We start from the raw sequence: 17,398 nt of genomic DNA, 5'->3' as shown, positions 1-17,398 counted from the left end.
GCTGACGTGACCTGCGCAGATTTCGAGAAGGCAACCCGTTTCAGCCCTTGCCAAAGTTTGGGGCCGTCGCGATGAGAATCGCGCCACAACTTGTCTTGTGCCCCTCGAAGGCCACTGCACGACCTTCCACGACAAAATGCGGGTCGCCCTCGACGATCACGCAGCCATCGTGACCTTTGCGCGGGCAGATGCAGACGTCGCCCACGCGGGCCACCGGCAGCCCCATGACCTTATAACTGGAGGCCGCACCGATCACCTTGCCGCCATGGCTGGTGGGGTCGTTGAGGCGAATGATCTTCGGCATCGGACAGAACCTCGTTCGGACTTACGTGCACTCCCTACGCCCACGGCTCACAGCACACGGCATGAGCTCGGCCGCGAGCAGGATCCGGTCGGTCAGGCGTGCGGAAAGTCGGGATACGGACATTTCACGCCGGGGCCACGGTCTTCCTCGAGTTCGCGAGCGGCCGACGGCATGAAGAGATGCCGTGATCTTCTGATCACACGCCGGTCAAGCCTTCCTGCGGCGCAGACACGTCGGATACGGGATCAGGAGTCGGCCGCGGTTCTTCGGCGTACGCCACCAGTTTCCAGACCGTCGGCGCCTCGTGGCGCGGGCGCTCGCCGCTGAGACGCTGCAGCAGGCTCGGTGCGCCGAGCGTCACGGCAGGTGGCATGGCTTCGCCGGCAAGGAGGAACCGGCGATTGCCACCTTCGAGCTCGCCGCCGTCCGGGCACTGCCACCAGCCCGTCTGCGTGCAGGCTTCGCCGCTGCGGACGAATGCGCCCAGCGGCGTCCTCGGCGACGGCGCCTCGCTCGTCCTGGCCGGGCCGGTGGGCCGCAGGCGGATCGAATTGACCACGGCGTCGAAGAGTTCGACCGCCTCCTTTTCGCTGATTGTCGGCTGCTGGTCGCCGTTGGGACTGCGGCCGGTGTCGAGCATGACGGTGATCATCGGTTTAAAGGGTGTGTTCGGTTCGAAATGCGATTCCCAGTGAAACCGATGGACCTTGTAGCCCTTGCTGGTGGGCAGCATGACCATCGATTCCTCTCCCGCAATCACACCTACGTCGTGCCGGCCCTCGCGTATCGTCTTGATCTGGGAGATGAGCGGTTTGAAGATATCCGGCACGGGTTCTCCGTTCAACCGCTCCAGTAGCGACGGCTCCGCTTTGCGGATGGTCCACGTCGTGACACTCAAGGCCAGATCCGGCCAACGCTTGAAGCGCAAGCCGATGTTGATGCGCTCGTAGGCCTGCTCGCTGCCATCGCTGACAATGAACCCGTCTCGGATGCAAAGGCCTGGTTCATCGGGGATTTCATCAGGGGCGCGGGCGCGGAGGCTCGGCAGCAGTTTCTCCTGGAGAAAGGGGAGAACCTTTGCGCGCATGACGGCCGACTCGTAGTTCTTCTGCTCGATTGAGAACAATACTCCGTGATCCACACGGTACGCTTCAAAACCATAGTCGTCGTCGCCGAATATGCGTTCTGAAGTCACAATGATTCGACTTTCAGGTGATGGTGATAGTGTCTGTTTAAGTACGCGATCCCTGTTCTCATCGACACTCCGATAACGCGCTTCCCGTTCTTCCATAGCCGCCGCGAATTTGCGTCCCTCGAGCGCAATTCGTTCCGTATGGACAACACCGAAGCGGTATTCGGCATCCGCATAACCCACTTCGGCCCCCGATGGCACGTCCATCATGAAGCGGCCAAAGCATGCCACACGCTTGTCCGAGGGAGGGGCGGCATCGGCTGCGGCGATGTCGGTCATTGCGCTTCCTCCAGAGAGGATTGCGAAACAGACGCCGACGAGTCGGCGTCGGAAGGTTCGGTCCATGAGCTTCCCTTGCTCTGCGGTAGTTCGGAGATTGGTCTGGCTTGCTGGATGAGCTTGTCCGGAACAGGCCGCAATTCGCGCAGGTCGAGACCGACAAGGCCGACCAGCGCGATCTTCGTAATCTCTTCGTTCACGCACCAGTCGAGCCTTCCCTTGGCGCAGACACGTCGGATACGGGATCAGGAGTCGGCGGCTGCTCTTCGGCGTACGCCACCAGTTTCCAGACCGTCGGCGCCTCGTGGCGCGGGCGCTCGCCGCTGAGACGCTGCAGCAGGCTCGGTGCGCCGAGCGTCACGGCAGGTGGCATGGCTTCGCCGGCAAGGAGGAACCGGCGATTGCCGCCTTCGAGCTCGCCGCCGTCCGGGCACTGCCACCAGCCCGTCTGCGTGCAGACTTCGCCGCTGCGGACGAATGCGCCCAGCGGCGTCCTCGGCGACGGCGCCTCGCTCGTCCTGGCCGGGCCGGTGGGCCGCAGGCGGATCGAATTGACCACGGCGTCGAAGAGTTCGACCGCCTCCTTTTCGCTGATTGTCGGCTGCTGGTCGCCATCGGGGCCGCGGCCGGATTCGAGTTCGACCACGATCGATGGCTTGAAGGGATCATTCAGCTCCGGATGAGACTCCCAGCGGAACATATGAACCTTGTAACCATGGTCGGTGGGCATCATGACCAGCGATTCGTCCGCCGCCAGCCCCCCGACATCATGCCGCCCTTCACGCAACGTCTTGATCTGGAACAGAAGCGGTTTGAATATATCCGGCACTGCCCTGTTCTTCCGCCGTTCCAGCAGCGTGGGCTCGGCCTTGCGCTCGATTGATGTCGTGACGCTGAAGGCCAAATCCGGCCAACGCTTGAAGTGCAAGCCGATGTTGGTGCGCTCGTAAGCCCCCTCGCTGCCGTCGCTGGCAATAAAACCGTCGCGGATGCAGAGGCCCGGATCAGTCGGGATTTCGTCTGGGGCGCGGGCGCGGAGGCTCGGTAGCAGTTTCTCGTTGAGAAAGGGGAGAACCTTTGCGCGCATGACGGCCGATTCGTAATTCTTCTGCTCGATTGAGAACAATACTCCGTGATCCACACGGTACGCTTCAAAGCCATAGTCGTCGTCGCCGAATATGCGTTCTGAAGTCACAATGATTCGACTTTCAGGTGATGGTGATAGTGTCTGCTTCAGAGCGCGGTCCCTGTTTTCATCAACGTTCCGATAGCGCGCCTCCCGTTCTTCCATAGCCGCCGCGAAGTTGCTTCCGTCGAGCGCAATTCGTTTCGTATGGACAACACCGAAGCGGTATTCGGCATCCGCATAACCCACGTCGGCCCCCGATGGCACATCGATCATGAAGCGGCCAAAGCATGCCACACGCTTGTCCGAGGGAGGGGCGGCATCGGCTGCGGCGATGTCGTTCATTGCACTTCCTCCTGCGAGGATTGCGAAGCAGCCCCCGAGGAGTCCGCGTCGGAAGGTTCGGTCCATGCGCTTCCCTTGCTTTGTGTTATTTCGGAAATCGGTTTGGCATCCAGGATGAGCTTGCCCAGACACCAGGAGAGATTGTCCAGTACGTCACGGTTAGCGTAACTGCTCTGGTGGTCGAAGCCCTTCATGCAAAACACCGTCTTCACGTTCCCCTTCTCGGCGAGCAGCCCTGAGGGTCGCGGCACCGTTTCATCGCCTGCATTATCGTCCTCGGCACTGTCAGGAACGGCCCGGTTCGCCAGCTTCAGGCGGACGGGTTGCGCACGGTCTCCAAGCTTCGCCTTGCCTTTCCGCGTCCATTCTGTTGCCTGCAGGGTCTTCAGTTTCTCTCGCATGGGTCCGGGCACGTCATCCGAGCTAACCCAGCGGACCCACCCGAAGGCCGCACGATCCGTATCTGAGCCATAGTGTGCATATGTCCGAGGGTGGAAATGGAGCTTGAGTCCATCGTGGAACTTCACCGCAGCCTTTAGTGCTTCGCGGTACATCTTGATCGGGGTCGTATCCGCCTCTTTTGCCAGCCCTGCTGGATCGATGAGTGTCTCATCGACCATTCCCCACCAAACATCCTGAACGCGTTTTGCATAAATTTCAGCATACGGATCCGCCTTCGGCAAAGCCTCCATAAGCTCTTCGGTCTTGCCGTCCGCTTCATACTCGAAGCGCAGCCACCCCGACGGGTAGTGCTTGGTTGGCAGCAATTCCAGTGGCCCCGGTGCGTTCGCCATTACGCATGTGATGTCCGCAGCGTCCGCGCCCATCACGGTCGCCGTCATGTTACCCACCATGTCCCACCAACCTCCGGATTCGGTGCCCGCGCGGAAGCGCCGGTACACCACGGGCGCCCCACCCACCGGCTGCACCCCATGCACGACGCCGAGAATCCTGTCTTCCGCGAGCTGTGCGGCACGCCGTCCGACCAATCCCCCCATCGAGTGGGTCACGATCAGTACCCGGCCCTCGGGGATGAAATGGCATTCCGGTCGCCCGTACCAGGCCAGCGCCTCGTCGATGCGAGCCACCAGCCGCTTGGCCGACTCCTCGTTGCTTTCGAGCCAGTTATAACCGCATGCCCAGACCGGATAGTAATAGTCGTCCAGGCGCTTGAACTCGTCCTCGGTAAGGGGCGTGCATTCGCCTTTGACCACCCCCCAGACCTTGGCGAGATCGAGGTCGCCCTTCCCTTCCTGCGGTCGACGCAGCGTCATGGCATGTTTCCACGTCGCCATGACTTTCGCATCGCGTTGCCCGCAGTCCTCGTACTGATCGTTGAGCACCCGCTCCAGTTCCAGGAGGACGGACCCGTAGCTACCCCAGTTGATTTCCCCCCAGCCACGACGACGAGCCTCGGCCGTTGTCAGGGAGTAGGTGCTGGAGGTCAGCGAAATCTCGCCACCGGGATCGACTTCGCAGCGCCACGGCGTGAGCTGTTCCTGACGTTCTTTCGGTTTCTGGTCGCTCCGCCACCACCATTCCTTGATGCCCTGCCATTTGCTGTTCGGCGGTCGCCAGGCGGGCGCGCGCTTCTCGTCAAACTCGTACTTGGTACGCAGGTTCGACCCCATGATCCCCGGCACGAAGATGACCGGGATCACGTGGCGCTTCGGCGCGACGGCGAGCGCGCGCGCCGGGAAGCTCTCCGGGCTGCAGACGGTGGCGAACATCGGGTTGCCGTGCTCGTCGAACTGGAGCGCGACGCGGCGGGTGGCCTGGCGGTGGACAGGGATAGGGGTTGCGTCGGGCATGGTGCGGGGCAATCAGGGTTTCAGGTGCAGGAAGAGCGGAGCCATCGCGGTGTCGGTGACGAGCGTCTGCGTAGCGCCGTCGCCAGCACTCGCTCCGGCGTCGCGCACGGCCGCTTCGGCATCCTTCACTTCGTAGGCCACGGCTTCGCGCGCCTGGCCGGCCCGGCCGGCAAGTGCGATGCGCTCGTCGGTCCTGAGGCTCGACGCGGGCACGCCGGGCAGATCGAGCCGGCCCGAGTAGCTGCCACCGAAGTTGAAGTCGGGCGCGGCAATCTTGACCCCGTTCGCGGCACTCAGGGTGATCGTGCCGTCGGCCAGCGTGATTTCGCAGCCCCCCGCGCGGATCGCGGCCTGGGGCGCTTCGAACAACAGCGTTTCGAGCGAGTAGGCGTGCAGCGGCTTGGCCGCGCCGAGTTCGATCTGGCCGGCATGCGCCTGGATCCGGATGTCGTCGCGGCCGGCGATGAGCCGCAGGCCCTCGCGGTGCGCGAAGGCGGAGAACCCTTGTTCGGCCCGCAGTGCGAGCTTGCGCCCGGTGGAGAGGTTGGCGTCCTGAACGGCGGTGAAGTCCAGGTTGGTGCCGGCTGCAGCCTGGACGCTACCGGCGCTCGCCAGAGCGATGCCGGCCGGCGCGGAGATGGCGATGGCGGGAGCGGCGTTCGCACCGCGTCGACTCTCCCACTGCTCGATGCCGGAAAGCAGCTCCTGCTGAGCTTTGGTGTCGGTACTGCCAGCTTCGTGCGTGGTCGCCAGATCGGCCAACTGCCTGGCGATCGCCAGCGCCACTTCCAGGTTGCCCAGCAGCTCCTGGCGGTCGAGCGTCTTGCCGGTCGCACCTGGCCGAACTTCCGTGGAGAGCAGGAGTTGCGCCGCGCGCAGCGCGCCGGCCAGATCGGTGCGCAGCTCGAAGCCCTCACCGCGTGGCTCGGAACGCCCCTCCTCGCGCGGATGTCCGATCCAGCCCTGATTGAGCTGGGTCTTGCCGTGTTCGCTGGAGAGTTTTGTCTTTGTCTGACCCGTCGTGTCGTCAAAGAGGAGTTCGCCGAAGCCGGTGCCGGAAACCTCCCGGCTCTGGTACCCGGAGAGCGCGCGGTTTGCAGGGTAGGCTCCGGCTCCCGAAAAGCGCGGGGGCGAGTGATCGCCATCGTAAAGGGCACCGAGCACGACGGGGCGGTCGATGTCGTTCTGGATGAAGTCCACGAGCACGCCTTGCCCCACGCGCGGAAGCGCGATCGTGCCCCAGCCCGCCCCTGCGACGGGTGTGAGAACCCGTAGCCAGCAGGTGTTCCTGCCCTCCGGATCCCAGTGGAACTGCACCTGGATGCGGCCTTGCCCGTCAGTGTGAATTTCGCTGTCCGGCGGGCCGACCACAGTCGCCGGCTGAGGGCCGGGGGCGGTGGGCTTGGCGTGCGCGGTGGCGTCGTAGCGAGGGCGCCACGGGCGGTTGGCCGCCATTGCGGTGAAGCGGTTTCGATAACCGGCTTCTGCCCCTGCCCCCTCACCGGGTTCCCCCTCCCGACGCAGAGATGAGCGGGACGTCGTCGTGTCGTGTGGGCCAGTCAGAGGATTGGCGGGCAGGTTGTTGCGGATGTCGTGCTCGACCGCAACCAGCAGGAAACGGTTCTCCGGCGCAGCCACCGCGTAATGCCCGGTCAGCGCGAAAACGGTGCCGGGCAGGGCTGATCGCACGCAGCCTTCGCCCTCGACGGTCACGGCATGGGCCTCATAGGCTTCCATTCGCAGCCGCGCATAGCGCTCGAGGTCCGTGCTGCCCGAGCCGTAGCGCTGGGTTTGCGGCGCATAGTCCGTGAGCGCCGCCATCAGCGCACCGCCCGCGCCCGAATTTCGCTCGCTCGGCAATGCCGCGGCGAGACTTATCACGCCCTTGTAGTCGAAGCTCTGCAGCGCCACTGCCCCCGGGGCTAGCGTTTCCATGCGCCGCCAGCGGTCGATCGTGTCTGCGGCTTCGGTGACATCCGCCCGATGGAAGCGAACGCTCGCTTGCGGATTGTTCGGCAAGCCGGCGACCGTATCGAAGAAGACCACGCGCGTAAGGCCGACTTGGCGCCCCTCGGCCGGCAGGTGCTCGAAGTAGAACCCGATGCCTTCCTCGGCCGCCACTCTGCTCACGGCGGCGAGGGCGCTTTCCTGGTGAAAGACGGTGTAGCTGCGCACGGGGTACTTGGCATGGAGGTCGAAGCGCCAATCAAGGAGAGGAATGGCGGTCCGCCAGCGGGCAAGCTCCTCGGCGATAAGGTCTGGAACGCTCTTGTCCTGATAGGTGCGTGCCACCCGCCCGATACCGAGCAAGGCGAAATCGGGCTCAATGGTGAACCGGAAACGGGCGAAACCGCCTTCTGCGCCCACATGCTCCACCCGGGTAATGACGCCGTTGAACCAGCGCGCTCCGCCTGCCGCACCGTTGAGTGCGATTCCGACTCGCCTGCCCTGAAGCTTGTCCGGGGTGATGCCCGCGTCGGGCGAGAGGCATTCACATTCGAAGCGGTAGCACTCGGACAGTGCTTCACGTCCGGCCAGCCGCTCGATCAGCAGCGCATGAGAGGTTGGCTGCCCCGCATCAAGGTGGAGCGAAAGAAGCCGGGTCGCGTCGGTGAATCTCTTCAGGAAATCGACAGCGGACGAGGCGTGCTGCGAGAGGGAGAAATCCATGGACGATTCGAATTCAAGCAGAAATTCGATTGTCCAGATATGTCTACGTCATTGTCAATCCTGGCAACATATTCTCCCCGAGCATCAAAGGAGGCATATCGCGGAGATCACCGGAGGAATCCACTTCGCCGGCTCTCCCTCGGGCTGAAGCCGAATGCGTAGGTCCTGTTGCGAAGTCCGTCAGCTTGGCGAAGCGATTTGAACTTGCCCCATGAAACAGGCGCCATGAAGTGCGGTTCCAAAGCTTCATGGCGGCAGCAAACCCCGGCCCATTCCCCCGCCCGCCTACATCGACTGCAGGCTCTTGTTCCGCTTGTCCGCGTACATCGCCGCGTCGGCGTGTTGCAGGATCCGCTCCACTTCCTGCCCGTGCTCGGGATAGACGGCGATGCCGATGCTTGCCTGCGTGCGCAGGACGCACGTGTCGAGGTCGATCGGGTGACTCACTGCTTCCCGGATCTTGTCCGCGACGCCGCGGGCATCCTCGGGCGTGTGCACGTCCTCGAGCAGCACGACGAATTCGTCGCCGCCGAGGCGGGCAACCGTGTCGGTCCCGCGCACGCATCGCTGAAGCCGGCGGGCGACCTCCTGCAGCAGCAGATCGCCGTTCGCGTGTCCCAGCGAGTCATTGACCTGTTTGAAATCGTCGAGGTCGATGTACAGCACCGCCAGGCGGGTCTGATTGCGGACGCACCGGGCGACGACCGACTGGATGCGGTCGTTGAACAGGCGCCGGTTCGGCAGTCCGGTCAGCTCGTCGTAGCGGGCCGCGCGCAGCAGGTCGGCCTTGAGCTGGGCGCGGTCGATGGCGATCGCGATCTGCTCGGAGACGAAATGCAGCAGCTCCTTGTCCTTGTCCGAGTAATGGATCCCCGGATCGCTTTTCAGCACCAGCGCTCCGATCGTGTCGTGCTGCGCGATCAGCGGCATGGCGAGCCAGGATCCGTCGTCGCCGGACTGCGCTGCGGCGCCCGACAGCGCCGCCTCGCGCAAATGCATCGGGCGGCCGCCGCAGATGGCCTGGGCGCAGAAGTCGCATGCGACGGGTTCGTGCAGGGCCATTGGCTTGCCGTGGCAGTCCCGCTGGTAGGAGAAGCTGAGCTTCCTGGTCCGCCTGTCACAGGTCGCAAGGGCAAGGCCCGCCACCGGCACCAGGCCCGCGATGATGCGGTGGATCGCGCGCAGCAGGACGTCGAGATCCTCGGCTTCGTGCGCGGCTTCCGAGATGGCGTAAGTGGCGCGCTGGATGGCCTCGACGTGCTTCAGCTCGGTGACGTCGCGCGCGACGCCGATGCGCAGCCGGTCCCTTTCGGACCAGCGCGCCGACCACATGAGATGGACGTGACGGCCGTCCTTGTGGACATAGCGGTTCTCGAAACCGATCCGCGAACGTCCCGCGACGATTTCACCGGCCTCCTCGACGGTCCGCGCGCGGTCTTCGGGGACGAGAAACTCGAAAAGCTCCCGGCCGATCATTTCCTGCTGCGTGTAACCGAGCATGCGTTCGCAGGCGGCGCTGACGTGAACGATGCGTCCGCCTCCGTCGACGAGAAAGACTGCGTCGAGCAGCAGATCGACAAAGCTGGGCAGGCGGTCGGCGTGGGCGGTCGTAACCATCCGAACAGATTACTAGCATTCCGACGGGCCGTGACAGGTCACCTGACACGAATCCTCGACCGGACTACCTGCGTTTCTTCTCGCGCTCGCCCCGGACGGCGTTCTTGCGTGGCGCGTTGTTGCGGGCAGGAATGCGGCTGCTGTCGGCCTGATCGAGCCACAGCAGGGCGTCGACGTAGGACATGAACTGCCTGAGGTATTCGGGCGAGATGTCGCGCATCTGCCCGAGCGCCTGCAGCACGAGGTGATGCGAGTTGAGCGGGCCGGCGTTTTCGGGGGCCTGGGCGAAGGCGTCGGTTAGCTGCCGGTCGAGGCTGAGGCGGGACCAGGTGCTGCGGAAAAAGCTCAGGGACTTGAGTTCCGGCGGCGCGGGGAAGACAGCCCCGCCACCGTGGCCGCCATGGCCGGAGCTGCCGGTCGCCCCCTCGGGCGCGTGCCGGCCGATGTGGGCGAGCAGCCCGCCCAAGGGCGATTGGCCGCCCTGCCCCTCCAGTCGCGCGAGCAGGCGCTGCAGGCCGGCGAGGTCGCCGGCGTCCCGGCACTGCCGCAGGGGGTCGGCGGATTCGGGGAAGCGCGCGATCCCGCGAGCGAGCGCATCGCCCGCCACGCGCCCGGCGGCGTCGAGTCGCTCGCGACAGTCGGACAGGGCTTTCGCCAGCCGGCGCTCGAGCACGCCTCGGGTCGCGCCGCCTCCGGCTGCGGCGCGGCGTGCGAGGGCCTCGATGAAGCGGAAACCGACCGGATCGAAGCGCTCGGCGTTCTGCGCCCGCAGGGCTTCGATCCGTGCCGCGGCATTGGCGCCGGACGTGCCCGCGTCAGCCATTGCTCGCCGCGCCCGCCTTGCCCGTCTTCGGAACCGGCGCCATCTCGACGCGCCGGTTGCGCGAGCGTCCTTCGGCGTCGGCATTGGACGCCACCGGCTGTTCCTGACCGAAGGCGGCGGCGAACACCGACGAGGACGGGACGCCTTCTTCGATCAGCGCCCGCGTCACGGTCAGCGCCCGCTGCGCAGACAGTTCGAGGTTGTCGGCGAATTGCCGGTTGCTGTCGCGCACCGGCCGGTCGTCCGTGAAACCGCTCACCATCAGCATTTCGTCTTTGACAGAAAGGAAGGCAGCCAGCGGCGGCGCGAGGCTCTTCAGCAGCTGGCGGCCTTCGGGCTGCAGCTCGTCCGAATTGAGCGCGAACAGCACGCTGCCGCTGATGCCTATGCGGCCGTCGCTGACGGTCACGCGCCCCGCGGCGAGCGGCACCGCGAGGGCCTTTTCCAGCGCCTCGCGCCGCTGTTCCTCGACGCGGCGCTTCTGCACTTCCGCTTCCAGGCTGGTCACGAGATCGAGCTGGACGCCGAGGACGCCGACGAGGATCAGCACGAAGGCCCCCAGCAGGCCCGACATCAGGTCGCCGAATACCGCCCAGACCGGTGTCGAGTGATCGATGGCGCCGTCGAACTCGTCCATCGTCACACCTCGCCGGCGAGCGCTGCCTGCCGGCCGGGCAGTTGCTGCAGGTCTTCGACGATCTGCCGTTGCGACATGATCGACAGGTCGATGATCTCGCGCGCCTGCGCGACGTAGTAGGCGAGCTGCTCGTCGCTGCGCGTCAGGGACTTCTCGAGCGCGCCTTCGATGCGCGCGAGCGTCGCCATCATCCGGTCGTTGGACTCGGCAAAGAGCTGCACGGCGAGACCGAAGGCCTCGCTTAGGCTGGCCACCTCGGCGGCGCCGCCGGTGATCTCGCCCGCGACGCCGGCGATCCGCGCCGATTCCGCTTCGATATTCGCAGTGAAACGCGCTCCGGCACGCTCCAGCAGTTCGGTCGCGGAGGCCACCAGCGCGTCGATCGCCGAACGCTGCTCGGTCGAGGCGTGATTGATCGCGGACAGCAGCGTCCCCAGCGTTTCCATGATGCGGCTGCGCTCCTCGAGGAGGCCGTTGTCGCGCGCGATGCTCGCGGAGAGTTCCTGCCGCAGCTGGCCGATGACCTCCGCCGCGGCGCGCGGCGCTTCGGCTGCCGTCTGCATGAGCCGGGCGACTTCGTCGATGGTGCCGCGGGCCTGGGCCTGTGCCGATGCGGCGATCTCGTGCGCCGTCTCGCCCAGGGTCGTGCAGATCTGCTCCTGCCGTGCGAGGGTCTGCGCGCCGGCTTCGTGCCATTCCCGCTGCAGCGCTGCCGCCATCGACTCCAGCGCGCGGGTGTGGGCTGCGAGGCGCGCCTCGTCCGTCGCGGCCTGCTGCGCCTGCTGTGCGGCCGTCGTTTCGCCGATCGTCGCTAGCAGCGCGGCGGAGCGCTGCGCGAAGGTTTCGGCGAAGGCTTCGAGCGACCTGTGCAGTTCCGCGCTGAGGTGTTCGCTGGCGCGCTCGTGGCTCGCGAGCGCCGCCGTCCACGTATCGGCCACGGCGGTGACGGCGCCGCCGAAACGGTCGGCCACGCCGTCGAGCTGCCGTTCGACGGTGTCGGCGAGCCGCGTGTGCAGCGCGGTCGTCTCCTGCGCCAGCGCGGTTGTCGTGGCGGCGAGATCGGCGCGCAGGCCTGCGTGAGCCTCTTCCACGGACGTCAGCAGCGCACCCGAGCGCCGTTCGAAGGTTTCGGCGAAGGCGCCCAGTGCATCCTGCGTCTGCCGGCTGAGGTTATCGCTGGTGCGCTCGTGCGTCGCGAGCGCCGCGTTCCAGGTTTCAGCGACCTTGGTGACGCTGTCGTCGAAGCGCGCCGCGATGCCGTCGAGCTGGGTCTGCACCGCGTCGGCCACCTGCGCCTGCAGCGCGCTCGTCTCGCGGGCGATGCCTTCCATCGTCGCAGCGACCACGGGCCGGATCGTTTCGCCGGCGAGCCGGGCGCTTTCGGTCAGGCTGAGCTTGAGGGAGTTGTCGACCGAGACAGCCAGGTCCGAGTACGTCTGGCGCGCGTCGCCGTGAAAGCGTTCCTGCCCGGACACCAGGCGCTCGCCCAGCTCCCTGCCCTGCCGGTCCATCTGTTCCATCATCGCCTGCAGCTTGTCGACCAGTTCGGGCAACACGCGCGCCTGCAGCTGCAGGGCCTTGAAGGTTTCCTGGCGCTGATGCGCGAGCGAAAAGCCGCGCAGCGAGGTGCCGATCCGGGTGTCGAGCACTTGCGCGACCTGCATGCGCTCGCGCCGGCAGACGGCCGAGATCAGGCCCAGCATCGCGGACGCCGCCACGCCTGCCACGGAGGTGCCGAACGCGACCCCCAGGCCGCGCACCGGGGCCGCGAGCGAAGCGCGGATCGCCTCCAGGTTGGTGGTGCTTTCCAGCGCGATGACCGCGCCGTTGAGCGTCACGACCATGCCGAGGAAGGTGCCGAGCATGCCCAGCAGCACCAGCAGGCCCACGAGGTAGGGCGTCATGGCCGGGCCCGGGAGCCCCGCGCGTTCGCCTTCGATGCGCAGACGCACCGGGTTCTGCACCGACGGCGGCAGCTGGCGCAGCCATTCGCCCGGGTGCGACAGATCCGCGGGGATCCCGTCCAGTGCGCGCGCCAGAGCGGTCGTGGTGCGGTGGAAACGCAGCAATTCCACCGCGCCCGTCACATAGACCGCGCCGATGATCGCCGTCATGGCCAGCGCCAGTGCGCTGGAGCCGACATATCCGGCGCCGACCCAGAACACGGCGACCAGGCCCACGAAGAAGGCCGCCATACAGATGGTTCTATTCATTGCTTCCTTGTCATCTCGTCGTCGAGGGCTGCGATCAGCCCTGCGATCGGCTGCAGCCGAAGATCCAGCTCCGCCAGCAGCACGGACTGCAGCTCACGGCAGAACTCCGCCAGCCACCCGCCCGGCTGCATCCACCGGGCCGCATCATCCGCCGTCTGCGTTTCGGCCAGCGTCGCGCAGTGCGCGTCGTAGCGTTGCTCGAAGCGCCGGCCGAGGAGCACCGGCACGGTCGCCAGCAGGTCGCGCTCCCGCGCCGCCAGCGCCTGGTCCATCACCGCATCGAGCGCGGCGAGCCGTCCGAGGGAGGCCGCCCGCCCCTGCAGCGCCGCGCGTACGGTCGCGCGCAGCGGGCCGATGCGCACCGCCATGTCCCGCTGGTGCGCGAGATAGTAGCGATGGTAAGGCGCGAAGTCGGCCGCCTTTTCCAATGGCGCCCGCGGGTCGAGAGTCGGCAGCTCGATCCGCGCCGGGCCGGGCCTGAATACGCCGTCGTTCGTGATCGACTCCGCCAGGGCGTCGCGCACGCGGGCCATCGCCTGCCGCAGGGCCGCCGCGTCCTGCGATACCGGCATCGCGGGAGGCGCCGCATCGCCCGGGGTTCCGGCGTTGAGCGCGGAATACAGCGTGAGCGCATCCGCGAAACCGAGCCATTGGCCGAGCCGGTCGGCAAAGGACTGCTTCGACGCCGGCACGTCGGCGGCCGTCAGCCCGCCGAGCGCGCGGACCAGCCCGGAACCGTTGATATGCGTACGCGACAAGCCTTGCGCCATCCGAAAAAGCGACGCCCGAGGGGGCGGAAAAATGCGCAAGGCTACTACAAAGCGGGGGGCAGGTCAGCGTTGCCCGACCGGTTCGCGACATGCGCGCCGGGATGGACCCGGATGGCGCCAAGCGCTTGTGCGCCGACGCGGGCGAGCCGCTTTTCCCTGCGGGGGCGGCTCTCCGGGCGGGATGCAGGCCGGGCCCGCATGGCCGGACGCCCGGTGGCACGACGCACCGATCGGACATGCTGAACAATTGTTTCAATTGGGCGGTTTCTCCGCCGATTTGCGCATGTATCCGTAAATGCTAAGCAATGCAGGCTGCGGTGCATATGCAAAGCAGAAATTCTTGGTTTTTCCTTCGCACTCCGATTCTTAGCATCTGCAATGTATTCAACGCAGACCGCGCAAGAGGAAAATCCATGAAACGCCGTTCGATCATTGCCGGCCTCGGCCTCCTGCTCCTGTTCGGGAGCGCACAAGCGGAAACGATCCGCGTCGCCATCGGCACGCAGGATCCGACCATCAACACCGCCACGGGCGGGCTGATCATCCGCGAGCTGAAGTTGCTCGAAAAGTACCTGCCCAGGGACGGCAAGTACAAGGATGCCCAGTGGGACATCCAGTGGAAGAGCTTCACCTCCGGCCCTCCGCTGACCAACGAACAGGTCGCGGGCAAGCTCGACATCGGCTCGATGGCGGACTTCCCCGCCGTGCTGAACTACGCCGCCCACCTCAAAGCCGGCAAGAAGACGCTGTTCATCACGGCGCTGTCGGGCAGCACCACCGGCAGCGGCAACGGCATCGTCGTCCCGGCGAACTCGCCGGTGCATAGTCTCGCGGATCTCAAGGGCAAGCAGATCTCGGTGCCCTTCGGTTCGACCGCCCACAACCTGCTGCTGCGGGCGATCACCGCGCAGGGTTGGGATCCGGAAAAGGACGTCAATCTCGTGTCGCAGGCGCCGGACGTCGGCGGCAGCGCGCTGCAGGCCAACAAGATCGACGCGCATGCCGACTTCGTGCCCTTCGCCGAGCTGTTCCCGTACCGCGGCTTCGCGCGCAAGATCTACGACGGTGCGCAGGCCAGGAACCCGACCTTCCACGGCACGCTGGTGGACGCGGAGTACGCGGCGAAGTATCCGGAGGTCGTCGTCGCCTACCTGCGCGCCTCGATCGAAGCCGACCGGCTGGTCGCCGCCGAGCCGGAGAAATTCAGCGAACTGATCGAGAAGATCACCGGCATCGAGGCCGAGGTGAACTACTTGTTCCACGGGCCCCTCGGCATCCAGACCCGCGACCAGACGTGGAAGCCCGAGTACCGCGCGGCCACCAAGACGGCTGCGGCGACGCTGAAGCTGCTAAAGCGCACCGACACCGATCTCGACATCGACGCGTTCATCGACGACCGCTTCATCCGCGCCGCCTACCAGCAGGCCGGGCTCGACTACGAGGCAAGGCTCAAGGACTACGGCAGGTCGCCACTGAAGGCCAAGGACGCCAAGACCGGCGAGACCATCTCCGACCCGCAGCAGGTGGCCCAGGTGTGGATCGCCGGCGAGCCGCAGGTGCGGAACTACGCCTCGCCGCGCAACGCGCTCGAAGCGGCGAAGGCGGCGGAGGCCGCAGGCAAGAAGGTGCGCGTGGTGTATGCGCACGATCGCAACACCGGCATCAAGCTCTTCGCGAACCAGGCATGGTTCACCCGCGATGCCAAGGGCAGCCTGTCGGCCTTCCTGCTGAAGGAGGACGCCGAGGCCTGGACCAAGGCCAAGGGCGGCACCGTACTCGACTATGCTGCCGCTTCGGCTGCCGTCGCGACCGCGCCCGTCGCCTCGGCCAAGTGAGCGGGCCGGCCATGTCCGCCAGCGCCCTCGCACTTTCACCTGCAGCGGCATCAGCGACGGCACCTGCCGCGCCGGAAATCCCCCGCGGGGGTTTCCTGGCGGGCTGGTGGGCGGGCTTGCGCCTCGATCGGATTGCGTTGCGCGTGCTGGCCCTGATCCTGTGCGTCGCCTTCTGGCAGGCCGCCGCGGTGCATCACCTCGACCTGGGCATCGTCACGTTCCGCTTCGTGCCGGCGCCGACCGAGGTCGCGGCCGCCGCCTGGGGCCTGTTCCAGTCGCCCAAGCTGTTCGCCCATGTCACCAACAGCCTGATCCGCGTCTTTGCCGGCTTCGGTGTGGCCGCGCTGCTGGGGATCGCGCTGGGCCTAGTGATCGGGCGCTCGCGCTGGCTGGAGGACACGCTGTTGCCGCCGCTGGAGGTGATGCGGCCGATTCCGGGCGTGGCGTGGATTCCGCTCGCGATCCTGATGTTTCCGTCGTCCGAGCTGAGCATGATCTTCATCACCTTCATGGGCGCGCTGTTTCCGGTGCTGCTCAATACCATCCACGGCGTCGAGGCGATCGACCGGCGCCTCATCGCATCGTCGCGCAGCCTGGGTGCCGGGCGCTGGTCGGTATTCGCCGAAGTGGTGCTGCCGGGCGCGCTGCCCAGCGTCGTCACCGGCCTTGCCATTGGCATGGGCACGTCGTGGTTCTGCCTGGTCACGGCGGAGATGATCGCCGGCCAGTACGGCATCGGCTACTACACGTGGGAGTCCTACACCTTGCAGAACTATGCGGACATCGTCGTCGGCATGCTCTTCATCGGCGCCTTCGGCATGGCCAGCAGCGGCCTGATCAAGCTGCTCGGGCGGCTGCTGATGCCGTGGTACCGCATCCAGGAGCGTCACGCATGAGCGCCGCCGTTTCCACGCAGAAGGCCGGGCGTATCGAACTGGACGACATCGCCATCCACCTGCCCGGCAAGGTGCGTTTCGAGGCCGTGCGCAACATCACCACGACGATCGCGGGCGGCGAGTTCGTCAGCATCATCGGGCCGTCGGGCTGCGGCAAATCGACGCTGCTCAATGCGGTGGCCGGTTACCTGCAGCCGAGCAACGGGCGGCTGCGCGTCGATGGCGAAGCGGTGTCGGGTCCGGGCCCGGACCGCGGCATGGTGTTCCAGCACCATTCGCTGCTGCCGTGGCGCACCGCGCTGGACAACGTCGCCTTCGGCCTGAAGATGAGCGGCGTCGGCCGGCGCGAACGCCGCGAACGGGCGGAGGAGTTCCTGCAACTGGTGGGCCTCAGGGGGTTCTCCGACCGTTACCCCGCGCAGCTCTCGGGCGGCATGCAGCAGCGGGTGGAGATTGCGCGCGTGCTGATCAATAACCCGCGCGTGGTGCTGATGGACGAACCCTTCGGCGCCCTCGACGCACAGACGCGCGAGCGCATGCAGCAACTGCTGCTGGGTATCTGGGGACGCCTGCGGCCGACGGTGCTGTTCGTCACCCACGACATCGACGAAGCATTGGTGCTTTCCGACCGCGTGCTGGTGATGACGCATCGGCCGGGGCGCATACGCGAGGAGATCGTCGTCGATCTGCCGCGCCCGCGCCCCGAGGACATCAGCGTGTCGCCCGAATTCATCGCCCTGAAGAAGCGCTGCCTCGCGCTCGTGCAGGACGAGGTGCGGCAGTCGCTCGTGGGCGGCCTCGAAGTCGCACGCATCGAGCTCCCGGTCGAAGCCTGAAAGCCGCCGCGCTCCACTTGGCGCCGCATGGCGCCGCTTTTCGA

Annotated in this window: 14 protein-coding genes; 3 read left to right on the top strand and 11 right to left on the bottom strand. The window is 66.3% G+C overall.

The window, feature by feature from the left end; all coding sequences use genetic code 11:
* Positions 1-40 precede the first annotated feature (40 nt).
* From BW991_RS08800 to BW991_RS08755, 11 genes are all read right to left on the bottom strand, one after another.
* Positions 41-304, bottom strand: a complete 264-nt coding sequence (locus tag BW991_RS08800) for a PAAR domain-containing protein (RefSeq protein ID WP_076601733.1) — start codon at positions 302-304, stop codon at positions 41-43.
* 196 nt (positions 305-500) lie between these two features.
* Positions 501-1,775, bottom strand: coding sequence for a T6SS immunity protein Tli4 family protein (locus BW991_RS08795; protein WP_139335910.1), 1,275 nt, complete (start codon positions 1,773-1,775; stop codon positions 501-503).
* On the bottom strand, positions 1,772-1,975 hold the full coding sequence (locus BW991_RS23660) for a hypothetical protein (RefSeq protein WP_139335909.1): 204 nt from the start codon (positions 1,973-1,975) through the stop codon (positions 1,772-1,774). The genes BW991_RS08795 and BW991_RS23660 overlap by 4 nt, the downstream gene beginning before the upstream one ends.
* The gene (locus BW991_RS08790; protein WP_139335908.1) at positions 1,972-3,246 is read right to left on the bottom strand and encodes a T6SS immunity protein Tli4 family protein; all 1,275 of its coding nucleotides are present in this window, start codon (positions 3,244-3,246) and stop codon (positions 1,972-1,974) included. Before BW991_RS08790 ends, BW991_RS23660 begins: the two co-directional genes overlap by 4 nt.
* Entirely contained in the window at positions 3,243-5,057 is a 1,815-nt protein-coding gene (locus BW991_RS08785) for an esterase/lipase family protein (protein ID WP_212566873.1), read from the bottom strand. Before BW991_RS08785 ends, BW991_RS08790 begins: the two co-directional genes overlap by 4 nt.
* Positions 5,058-5,069: 12 nt before the next feature.
* On the bottom strand, positions 5,070-7,727 hold the full coding sequence (locus BW991_RS08780) for a type VI secretion system Vgr family protein (RefSeq protein WP_084205017.1): 2,658 nt from the start codon (positions 7,725-7,727) through the stop codon (positions 5,070-5,072).
* 285 nt (positions 7,728-8,012) lie between these two features.
* Positions 8,013-9,344: a GGDEF domain-containing protein gene (locus BW991_RS08775; RefSeq protein WP_076601729.1), complete on the bottom strand. Its 1,332-nt coding sequence runs from the start codon at positions 9,342-9,344 to the stop codon at positions 8,013-8,015.
* A 64-nt stretch (positions 9,345-9,408) separates the two neighbouring features.
* On the bottom strand, positions 9,409-10,167 hold the full coding sequence (locus BW991_RS08770; protein ID WP_076601728.1) for a DUF2894 domain-containing protein: 759 nt from the start codon (positions 10,165-10,167) through the stop codon (positions 9,409-9,411).
* Positions 10,160-10,804 carry an OmpA family protein gene (locus BW991_RS08765; protein ID WP_076601727.1) on the bottom strand — a complete coding sequence of 215 codons (645 nt, stop codon included), beginning with the start codon at positions 10,802-10,804 and terminating at the stop codon, positions 10,160-10,162. The genes BW991_RS08770 and BW991_RS08765 overlap by 8 nt, the downstream gene beginning before the upstream one ends.
* A 2-nt stretch (positions 10,805-10,806) precedes the next feature.
* A complete protein-coding gene (locus BW991_RS08760) occupies positions 10,807-13,017 on the bottom strand; it encodes a DUF802 domain-containing protein (RefSeq protein WP_076601726.1) in 2,211 nt (736 codons plus the stop codon).
* Positions 13,014-13,775 (bottom strand): DUF3348 domain-containing protein, encoded by a 762-nt coding sequence (locus BW991_RS08755; protein ID WP_244551649.1) that lies wholly within the window; start codon positions 13,773-13,775, stop codon positions 13,014-13,016. Before BW991_RS08755 ends, BW991_RS08760 begins: the two co-directional genes overlap by 4 nt.
* A 425-nt stretch (positions 13,776-14,200) precedes the next feature.
* Between BW991_RS08755 and BW991_RS08750 the strand changes: the two genes are divergently transcribed.
* The 3 genes from BW991_RS08750 to BW991_RS08740 all read left to right on the top strand — a co-directional run bounded on the left by BW991_RS08750 (position 14,201) and on the right by BW991_RS08740 (position 17,354).
* Positions 14,201-15,622, top strand: a complete 1,422-nt coding sequence (locus BW991_RS08750) for an ABC transporter substrate-binding protein (RefSeq protein WP_076601724.1) — start codon at positions 14,201-14,203, stop codon at positions 15,620-15,622.
* 143 nt (positions 15,623-15,765) lie between these two features.
* Entirely contained in the window at positions 15,766-16,518 is a 753-nt protein-coding gene (locus BW991_RS08745) for an ABC transporter permease (RefSeq protein ID WP_244551648.1), read from the top strand.
* Entirely contained in the window at positions 16,515-17,354 is an 840-nt protein-coding gene (locus tag BW991_RS08740) for an ABC transporter ATP-binding protein (protein WP_076601723.1), read from the top strand. Before BW991_RS08745 ends, BW991_RS08740 begins: the two co-directional genes overlap by 4 nt.
* Positions 17,355-17,398 lie beyond the last annotated feature (44 nt).

This window comes from Aromatoleum tolulyticum (assembly GCF_900156155.1).
Lineage (GTDB): Bacteria > Pseudomonadota > Gammaproteobacteria > Burkholderiales > Rhodocyclaceae > Aromatoleum > Aromatoleum tolulyticum.
Note: the sequence above shows the minus strand (reverse complement) of the source record. Positions and strands in the feature narration are given on the sequence as shown.